Here is an 8,097-nt window from a genome sequence, read left to right as displayed (position 1 = left end):
TGGAGGGCGCCGTGGGCTGCACGACCAGCGACATGCCGCTGCTTATCATGTCGGCCGCCTTGTCCGTTAACAGGTTCGCGCTGCCGATCCCCATGGTGGACGCCGCCCACAGCATTATCAGCTGAGACAGCGACCAGCCTGACGCGGTGGGGATGAGCGTCATAAAGCCGGCAAGGCTCATGACGGGATGCAGCCAGGTCCGGCCCTGGCTGAACACCCTGCCGTCCTGCCCGCCCTTAAACAGGGTTTTCAGCGTGACGGTAAGGAACCATACCAGCGCCACGGTGCACAGTACGCCGTTCAGCAGCGCGAACAGCGAGCCGATAAGCGTGGCCTGACCGGGCTGGAACGGCGTGATCACCACGTCCCCGAATATCATCACCAGCGCCTGCCGGGACAGGTCGCTGGTCTTGCTGGCGGCGTCGCTGATGGTCTGGTAGTCCACGCCGTCGGCAAATGCCGGGCAGGACGCAGCGCACAGCAGCGCCGCCGCCTGAATTTTTGTCAGTAGCTTCATGATTAACCTGCGGATCAGGATTAGCGGATGGAAACGCGTGAAAGCCGCCTCTGCGGCCGGTTTAAGGGGTGTTTCAGCGAGCGGGAACGCGCACCGGCGTTACGGGCGCCGCCCGGGAAGGCGACGCAGGAAGCCGGTTATTTAACGAACTGCCAGACGTGCGCCGGCACGCGATCAAACAGTTTTCCGGCGGCGAGCTCCGCCTTGCGGTGGTCCCACGCCTGCGTCATGGCGTAGATTTCTGCCGGTTCGCCGGTATAGCTCAGATGCTCATACAGCTGGTCCAGCTTGTCAGGAGAATGGATGCGGCGAAACTTGAACAGCCAGTCGGTTCGGGTCATGGGATTCTCGTCCTTAAGGCAGAAAGGGATACGGGGATATTCCTGATAATCATTCACTTTTTTTTAGCGCGCTGCGGTAACGCTGTGCAAACTGCGCGACGGCGGCCGGCTCAAAGAGCAGCTGGCCATGACTGCTTTTTTCCGCTGCCGGCGGCGCAACGCCCCGGAGTTTTTTCCCGGTTTTCACCGCCTGCCACAGCGCCAGCGGCGCGATGCCGGCTTCTTCTGCAGCGGCATCGAGCGCGACCAGCGGCGCACCGGACGGCGCCGGCGCGGGTTCAGGCGTCCGCGCGCGCCAGCTGGCCGCAAACGCCATCACCTCTGCGTGGTCAAACATCACGGCCGCGCCGCGCACCTGCCGCCGACGGGGCAGCGGCATGCCGTCGAGAAGGCCGCCGGTGCGGGCCGCGTGAAGCAGCTCGCCGGGCAGGACGCCCAGCAGTTCCGCAAACACATCAAGTCGCATGTACATCCTGTTTCCTCCTGCCGGCGCCGGCCGGCATTCACTGTAGTCAGAAAGTCAGCGTGCCGTAAAGGATATGGATCAGCACGCCCGCCCCGAACAGCACCGCAGTCACGCCGGCAGGCAGCAGCACGGACAGAAGCGCTATCCTGCCGAACAGCCGCAGCACGGCCGCCTCCATGGCCTGCGCCACTGCCTCATCACACACGGACTGCAGTCCGGCAATGGCGGCGTCCAGCGGCGACAGCGCGTCAGCGCCGGCCCCCGCCACACGCAGTGAATGCCGCGCCCTGCGCAGCTGCTTCAGCGCACTGAGACAGAGTCCGGTCGCCTCCCCGGCCTCCCGCGCGTGGCTGGCCCGCCGCGCGCTGTGCACCAGGTGCAAGATGGTTTCGCGTCGTTCGCCAAGCCCCGTGTCATCAAGGAGAGTGCACAGCCCGATAAGCTGCTGTTCCCGCCGGATTTCCCGCATCTTATTTTCCCCCGAGCAGACCGCCGCTTAACACGACGCGGCGCCAGCGCGTCTCCTGCAGAAAGGCCTGAAAACTGCCGTTCTCTGACGCCGAGACCCGCTTTTCCGTGAGCTGCCACAGCCGGTAGCTCACCCCGAGCGCCTGCACGAAGCCGGTGGCCGCCAGCAGTAACAGCACGCACATCACGATGCCCACGCGCAGCCAGCCGGTACCGCTGATGCTGCTGCCGGCGGCGATGAGCATCAGCAGGAAGCCCGCCACCGGCAGGCCGGTCAGCCACATCAGCCCCCACCAGATCCAGCGGCTGACGCGCAGGTTACGCGCCAGCCGCTCAGGCGTCAGGCCGCTGTCTGCGACCGCCTGCGCCCAGCTCGCGGGGCGGTAGTCGCCCGCGCCGCGGCCCGCGGTCACCTCACGGAGGCGCTGCCACAGGCGGGAGACGTTTCTCCCCGCGTGGCGGCTCCAGCTGGACACCTCCCACGCCGGCAGGAAGATATTCAGGGCGATCCAGCCCGCGCGCTTCGCCATACGGCGGCCGGTCGCTGCGCCGCCCTGCGGGGCGGCGGCATCATTATCTTTCACAGGGCATCTCCTTCTGCAGTCAGAATAGGTTCAATGAGCGGGAGCGTCACATGATTAAGCGCTGCCAGTTGCTGCAGCGCGCGTGCGAGAAAACCGTATACCGACGTCAGATCGTCGCTTTCCATGCAGCGGATATCCGGCGTCAGGAAGATGACCTGCCCCGGCCGCAGTTTCAGCGTGCTGAGGCTGAACCCCGGCGCGCCCGTAAACGTCTCGGCCACGTGCGGGTGATGGTATATGGCCATGCGGCTGCGAATGGTTGCGGCGGCGTCACCGGCACCGTCATGCGTGAGCAGCTCACGCGCGGCCTGAAGGGACGGATGATAAGGGTACTGCCGGCCCCAGCGCGCCAGGGCAATCCACAGATCGTCCGCCCACAGCTGCCCGGCCAGCGCGCCGAGCCCGGCGCCGTCGCCGCTGAAGTGCCCCGTGTCATCCGCAAACCCGATGACGCAGGCCATCAGGCGCCGGGTCAGGTCAGTGTAGGTCGCCGCCGGGAACAGCGCGGCGGCGACCGCAGCGGTGCCGTCCGCCGCGTTAACGTGCCGCAGCGCATCCAGCACGTTCCAGACGTCGCCCTCCTGCGTCTGCCCCGGGGCAAGGCGCCACGCCTGCCACAGCCGTGACCAGCGCGGCGTATTCCAGAAGGCCGCCCACATTTCGCCGCAGGGATCCAGCACCAGAACGGGGCCGGCGCCGGCGTCCAGCAGTGAAGAAAGTGCGCCGGCGTCCGGCGCGAAGGTACCGCTTGTTGTCATGAAATTCTCCCGGAGGTTACTGTGCGCTTACGCCGGCGCTCAGCTGCGAGGACAGTGCCTGCAGCTGCGGGGCGTATTCGTTTTTAGCCGCCAGCGCCAGCTGCTGGCCGCTGATGATGTTGGCCTGACGCAGCTCGTTTTTGATGCCCAGCGCCAGCCAGTTCGCCGCCGCGAGCTGGCGGGCCACCTCGCGCGTCAGGTTGTCGCCGTCCATGCCCTGCAGGTCGGTGACCCACGCGGTGTTGGCGTAGCGGCGCCCGACCTCAAACGCCTCAAACTCGCGCTCGCTCATGGTGCCGGTCTGCTTTGCCTGCGCGGACGCGGTCTGCTGGAAGTAGCTTTCCGCCGACGGCGCCTGACGGGCCTCGGTGAGGGCCGCCTGCGTGGCGTCCTGCGGCTGGCTCGCCGCCACCATGTCCAGCTGGGGCTGCATCGCCGCGCTCTGCATCGCCTTGTACTGCGTCAGCAGGCCCTGATACTCCTGCCCGGTTGCGGTCTGGATTTCGCCCTTACCCGGCGTCCGCCCGGCATCAAGCTTCGCCGAGTTGCTGACGTAGGCCATGGCCGCGTCCGTCTGCGCCTGCGTGAACGTCAGCTCCGGCGCCTTGCCCGGCTGCCCCGCGCCGTCGTAGAGCGATCGCGCTTCGGTATCGCCGCCCGGCAGCGCCGACACGCCCGGACACAGGCCGGTGCCGCCGTAGAGCTTCGCCTCCTCCGCCGTGCAGTACGCCGAGTGGATGAGCGCGCTGCGGTAGCCGCCCTGTCGCGGCGTGGTGGGAAGGCTGGCCAGCGTCTCGCGCACGGCCGCACTCGAGACCCCGCTGCCGCCCGCAAGCTTCGACGCCGCCGCCCGGGTTGCCTGGCTTACCTGCGCGGCCGAACCGGACGCCGATTCGCTGCAGATGCTGTCAGGCACCGTGAAGGAAGATCGCGCCTTCTCCAGCCGGTCCGCCTGGCGGTTAAAGTTGTCCGCCTCGCGCTGGGTGCGCGCCGCTTCCGTAATGGCCGTGGTGATCCGGTCGCCGGATTGCACCACCGCCGTGCCGGTCTCTGTTTCGGCGGTAATGATTTCGCCGAGCGTGGTCTGCATCGCATTCAGCGCGGGCATCACCTGCGTCTGGATGGGAATGCTGCTCATCTCCTCGGTCGGATAAGCCATCGCTTCCGGCGCAAGCGCCGCCAGCACGCAGGCCGCAAGCAGGCGGCGCCCTGCGGGCCGCCGCGGTTTAAGTGTGTGCATGTCAGAACTCCTGAAGGGTCAGAGGTCATAGCCCTGTTTATCGATAAGCTCACTGGCAAGCTGGCGGATGACGCTGTCACCGCCCGCCTCGCCGGCGGTGCGGCGGCGGTGCTCGATGACTTTTTCGGCGCTGCCGTTGGGGAAGAACTGCCCGAGAATGCGGCGCGCCGTATCGGCGCCGGTGTCTTTTTCCAGCATCCGGCGCAGCGCCATGTCCACCGGCGTGGTGCTGTGCCCCCACAGCTCCTCCGGGCCCACCGTGTTTTTCATGATGTGGGCGATGGTGCTGCCGCCTTTGATACGGAAAATACCGAGAAACGGCACGCCGCTGCCGTCGGCGGCAGGCCCGCTGCCCATGCGCTCAAAGCGGTCCAGCGTGGCATCCGGCACCCTGAAACGCTCTTTAAGCAGCGCGCGATCTTCCGGGTCCACGCCCACCATGTACACGGAGTTGGCGGACTGGCGCAGCGCTTCAGGCATGTCGCGAAAGTACTGCGAGGACAGCACCGTGCGCACGCCAAACTTGCGCTGCTCACGGTCGGCGGTTTCCAGCATCGGGAAGATAAAGGGCACGCCTTCGGCGTTGTGCAGCTCGTCGTACTGTCTGGTTTTGACTTCCTCATCAAGCTGCTGCACGCGCGTCTGATGCATCGCGTGCCAGCGGCTGTGCAGCGCAGTAAAGAGCTCGTCCTGATACTGCGGCAGCACAAAATCGCCGCCGGCGATGTGCCCGGCGAACAGGTACATCATGCCGGTCTGCAGGTAGCCCGCTTTTGATTTGTCGCCGGCAACGAGCTGGATATCAACCGTGATGACGCGCGCCTTCGGGCTTATCATAAAGCGCGTGCGCCCGGCGAACATGCGGTACTGCCCGCAGGCGTCGCGCAGGCAGCGGGCAATGTATTCGATCAGCGGCTCGCTGCTGCTGTCGCGCTGGATATTGCCGTACATGCTCCGGTAATCCTCGCTGAGCAGGCGGGGGGCCATGTCGGCCAGCTCCGGCACCGCCTGGAACTGCGCCCGCTGCGCCGCGTCCGTCCTGCCCGCGTCCTGCAGCAGGTCGCGTACCTCATACCAGGTCGCATTGTCCTGATATTCGGGATGCTTCTCCCAGACCGCCGCGTCCTGCAGCGCCGCGTCGACAACCGGCACCAGCCCCGGCTCGTAGCGGCGCGGCTCCTCCCGGGAGGCCTTGAACGAATCGCTCACCAGCCGCCGCAGGATGATGGGCGTATCGCGTCCGTTAGGCGGTGCGCCGGTGCCGGGGTCAATGCACAGCGCCGTCAGCGCATTCTCAATAAACTCGGCTTCGTAGCTGAGCGGCTTCTGCAGCCCCAGCTGGATATCAAACAGGTTGCGGCAGTACTCCGGATCGTTACGCAGCACGATGCTCAGCACCTCGTCCTGACGCTCCGGCGGCAGCGCCGTGCGCAGTATCGACACCATTCCCTGCGAGCTGAATCCCTTGTCGATGCCGGCGAAGAACGGCAGCTGCTTCTGCGCTGACATGGCCAGAATGATCGGCTGACGGTTGATGAATACCGATTTACCGCCGCCGGACTCGCCCGCCACGATGCTGGTTTTCTTGGTCTGGTTGGCCGCCGCCAGGGCCACCGGCATCAGCTTGCCGTCGGGTGAGACGAACAGGGCGTCACCCTCCTCGTTCCACGCCGTCGTCGGCCGGGTCAGCGGCATCAGGTTCAGCGCCTCGGACAGCGGCGGATACATCAGGCACGGCCCGCTTGCGGCCGAGGACGCGGTGAGCGTGGCCGCCCACGCGCGTACGGGATCGCCGAAGGTCTGCGTCACGCCGCAGATCCCCCAGGAGGTCAGCGCCTGCTGCAGCAGCGTCAGGTTACGCGTCACCGTCTCCGGCGAATCCCCCCAGGTGGCGGCGGTGATGGTCATCACGCACACCGGCTCGTGCATCTCGCGCCCGGCAAGCTGCGACACAGACTGGAAGATGGGCTTCAGGCCGGGTACCCACTCGACGAAGCTCAGCACCGACTGCTTGCCGCCCAGCCGGCGCATGCCGCCGGGCATCAGGTCCTGCCGGATGCGGAACGGCACGCTGCGCGGGATGAGCTCGCGCAGCTTTGCGAAGCTCTGCGGGTTCTGCGGGCCCAGCTCCACGGCCACCGTGCCGTGCCATACGCCTTTTATCTTCAGGAGGTTGTTGCGGATTTCATCCACACCCGCCCCCATCACCTGAAAGTTCAGCCAGGGTGCCAGCAGCGCCGTCACATCCTCCCCCTGGCGCACCCCGTGGGGAATAATGCGGTCGTCGGGCAGCAGCGGCTGCCAGTAGCTGCCGGTGCCCGGGTCAATCTGCGCGCGCAGCACGCGGCCCGCCTCGTGGGCATCGATGCGGCGCATCAGCACGCCCTTGCCGCTGTCGCCGAGGGCGCGCTCAAGCTGCAGGAGAAAGGCATCGTGGCGTATCTTCAGGCCGGCAAACTCGGTCAGCAGCGGGTTCTGGCCAAACACCGCGGACGGGCTCGCCTTAAGCAGTTCGCTCAGGCGCGCGTTTTCATCGCGCAGCTCGTGCCCGGCCAGCACGCCGCGGCCGGTATAGCACACAAGCCAGGTGCGCTCCCGGTTGACCCAGGGCTTGAGTTTTTTCACCTGCTCGTCGAGCAGATACTGCAGCTTCAGTCCGGTACGCTTCAGGGACTGATGCTGGGGCGTCAGCAGCCGCCGGATCTCAGCCTCGCCGCCGGCCGGATCGCACTCGTGCACGATACTGATGCGGTGTCCCGCATGGCGATAGTGGGCGGTCAGCGACTCCGTCATGCGCTCAAGCCGCCCCTGCCAGGCGTCGCCGTGCGAAGCCGTCAGATGTTCGTCCGACTCGCGGTAGCTGCCGGAAATCTCAAACACCGAGAGGTAGTCGCCCTTCTGCGTCACCATGATGTACGGGGCGCTGAGCTCCGGATAACGGATACGATCGTCTTCCGTCAGGCGAACAACGGTCTGCAGGTCACAGTAGTCAGGCAGATCGCGCGACACGGCAAAGCGCGTCACGGCGGTAATAATTTCTTCAGTCCAGCGGATGAGGCGGTTGGGCATACAGGTCGCTCCGGATATAGGAATTCCACGCCGGGGTGTGCACGGCGGTCTCAGCGGTGCGGCCCAGCGGCAGTAACAGGGTCAGGTCGGTAAAAACGTCAGGCGGCAGGATAAGCACGCAGCCTTCCAGCCGCTGCTGCAGCGCTTTACGCTTCAGGGGCGGCAGGCGCGCAAAGGCCGCGGCGAACTCCGGCGCGCGCGACGTGCCCCACATGCCCTCCACCTCGCGCGCGTGGCGGGCGAGCCAGTTCCACACGCGGCGGGACTCTTTACGCACGGCTTTACTTTCACTGTGCTGCCCGATAAGCGCGCGGCGCTGCAGGTTAATGATGTCGGCCGCCGGCGCATCGGGCAGCCAGGCCAGGTGCCCGTGCGCGGCGGTGGGACTGTCGAGATTAAAGGTCAGCCAGCAGAGCGTGCAGACCGGCTCAGCAGCCGGCCCCTGCCACAGGCGCTGCGCGCGCGTGCCGCAGCAGCGGCAGGGAGGGCCGGATCCCACTGAGACCGGCCTCGGGGCTGCGTCTTCGCCGCTGACGTCAGGAAAGAGCGGCAGCAGCCCGCCTGCATGGGCGGGTGAAGGATTGACAAACATAGGGGTCCTTACAGGGCAGACCTGACAGGGGAGTCAGAAGGACTCGCGGGAACACTCAGTGG

At 66.4% G+C, this 8,097-nt stretch carries 8 protein-coding genes and 1 pseudogene; all 9 read right to left on the bottom strand.

Features of this window, described 5'->3' with window-relative positions:
• Positions 1 to 517 (bottom strand): annotated as a pseudogene (locus tag QMM04_RS07010) (conjugal transfer protein TraY); the annotation flags it as partial.
• 137 nt (positions 518 to 654) lie between these two features.
• Positions 655 to 858, bottom strand: a complete 204-nt coding sequence (locus QMM04_RS07005; RefSeq protein WP_021508678.1) for an Hha/YmoA family nucleoid-associated regulatory protein — start codon at positions 856 to 858, stop codon at positions 655 to 657.
• 49 nt (positions 859 to 907) lie between these two features.
• Positions 908 to 1,330 carry a hypothetical protein gene (locus QMM04_RS07000; RefSeq protein ID WP_282995901.1) on the bottom strand — a complete coding sequence of 141 codons (423 nt, stop codon included), beginning with the start codon at positions 1,328 to 1,330 and terminating at the stop codon, positions 908 to 910.
• A gap of 40 nt (positions 1,331 to 1,370) precedes the next feature.
• Positions 1,371 to 1,793, bottom strand: coding sequence for a hypothetical protein (locus QMM04_RS06995; RefSeq protein WP_282995900.1), 423 nt, complete (start codon positions 1,791 to 1,793; stop codon positions 1,371 to 1,373).
• 1 nt (position 1,794) lies between these two features.
• Entirely contained in the window at positions 1,795 to 2,376 is a 582-nt protein-coding gene (gene traX / locus QMM04_RS06990) for a conjugal transfer protein TraX (RefSeq protein WP_282995899.1), read from the bottom strand.
• The gene (locus QMM04_RS06985; RefSeq protein WP_282995898.1) at positions 2,373 to 3,134 is read right to left on the bottom strand and encodes a prepilin peptidase-dependent protein; all 762 of its coding nucleotides are present in this window, start codon (positions 3,132 to 3,134) and stop codon (positions 2,373 to 2,375) included. Before QMM04_RS06985 ends, traX begins: the two co-directional genes overlap by 4 nt.
• Positions 3,135 to 3,150: 16 nt before the next feature.
• Positions 3,151 to 4,374 carry a conjugal transfer protein TraW gene (traW, locus tag QMM04_RS06980; RefSeq protein ID WP_282995897.1) on the bottom strand — a complete coding sequence of 408 codons (1,224 nt, stop codon included), beginning with the start codon at positions 4,372 to 4,374 and terminating at the stop codon, positions 3,151 to 3,153.
• An 18-nt stretch (positions 4,375 to 4,392) separates the two neighbouring features.
• Positions 4,393 to 7,443, bottom strand: a complete 3,051-nt coding sequence (locus QMM04_RS06975; protein ID WP_282995896.1) for an ATP-binding protein — start codon at positions 7,441 to 7,443, stop codon at positions 4,393 to 4,395.
• Positions 7,415 to 8,035: a conjugal transfer protein gene (locus tag QMM04_RS06970; RefSeq protein ID WP_282995895.1), complete on the bottom strand. Its 621-nt coding sequence runs from the start codon at positions 8,033 to 8,035 to the stop codon at positions 7,415 to 7,417. The genes QMM04_RS06975 and QMM04_RS06970 overlap by 29 nt, the downstream gene beginning before the upstream one ends.
• Between the last annotated feature and the right edge of the window lie 62 nt (positions 8,036 to 8,097).

It is taken from the genome of Pantoea sp. Pa-EAmG (assembly GCF_030024295.1).
Lineage (GTDB): Bacteria > Pseudomonadota > Gammaproteobacteria > Enterobacterales > Enterobacteriaceae > Pantoea > Pantoea dispersa.
This window is presented reverse-complemented; position numbering and strand designations above follow the sequence as displayed.

Bases quoted from the DNA above. Each gene is read 5' to 3' on its own strand.
- QMM04_RS07000 (WP_282995901.1), bottom strand. From the start codon at position 1,330: ATGTACATGCGACTTGATGTGTTTGCGGAACTGCTGGGCGTCCTGCCC.
- QMM04_RS06995 (WP_282995900.1), bottom strand. From the start codon at position 1,793: ATGCGGGAAATCCGGCGGGAACAGCAGCTTATCGGGCTGTGCACTCTC.
- QMM04_RS06985 (WP_282995898.1), bottom strand. From the start codon at position 3,134: ATGACAACAAGCGGTACCTTCGCGCCGGACGCCGGCGCACTTTCTTCA.
- QMM04_RS06975 (WP_282995896.1), bottom strand. From the start codon at position 7,443: ATGCCCAACCGCCTCATCCGCTGGACTGAAGAAATTATTACCGCCGTG.
- traW (WP_282995897.1), bottom strand. From the start codon at position 4,374: ATGCACACACTTAAACCGCGGCGGCCCGCAGGGCGCCGCCTGCTTGCG.
- QMM04_RS06970 (WP_282995895.1), bottom strand. From the start codon at position 8,035: ATGTTTGTCAATCCTTCACCCGCCCATGCAGGCGGGCTGCTGCCGCTC.
- QMM04_RS07005 (WP_021508678.1), bottom strand. From the start codon at position 858: ATGACCCGAACCGACTGGCTGTTCAAGTTTCGCCGCATCCATTCTCCT.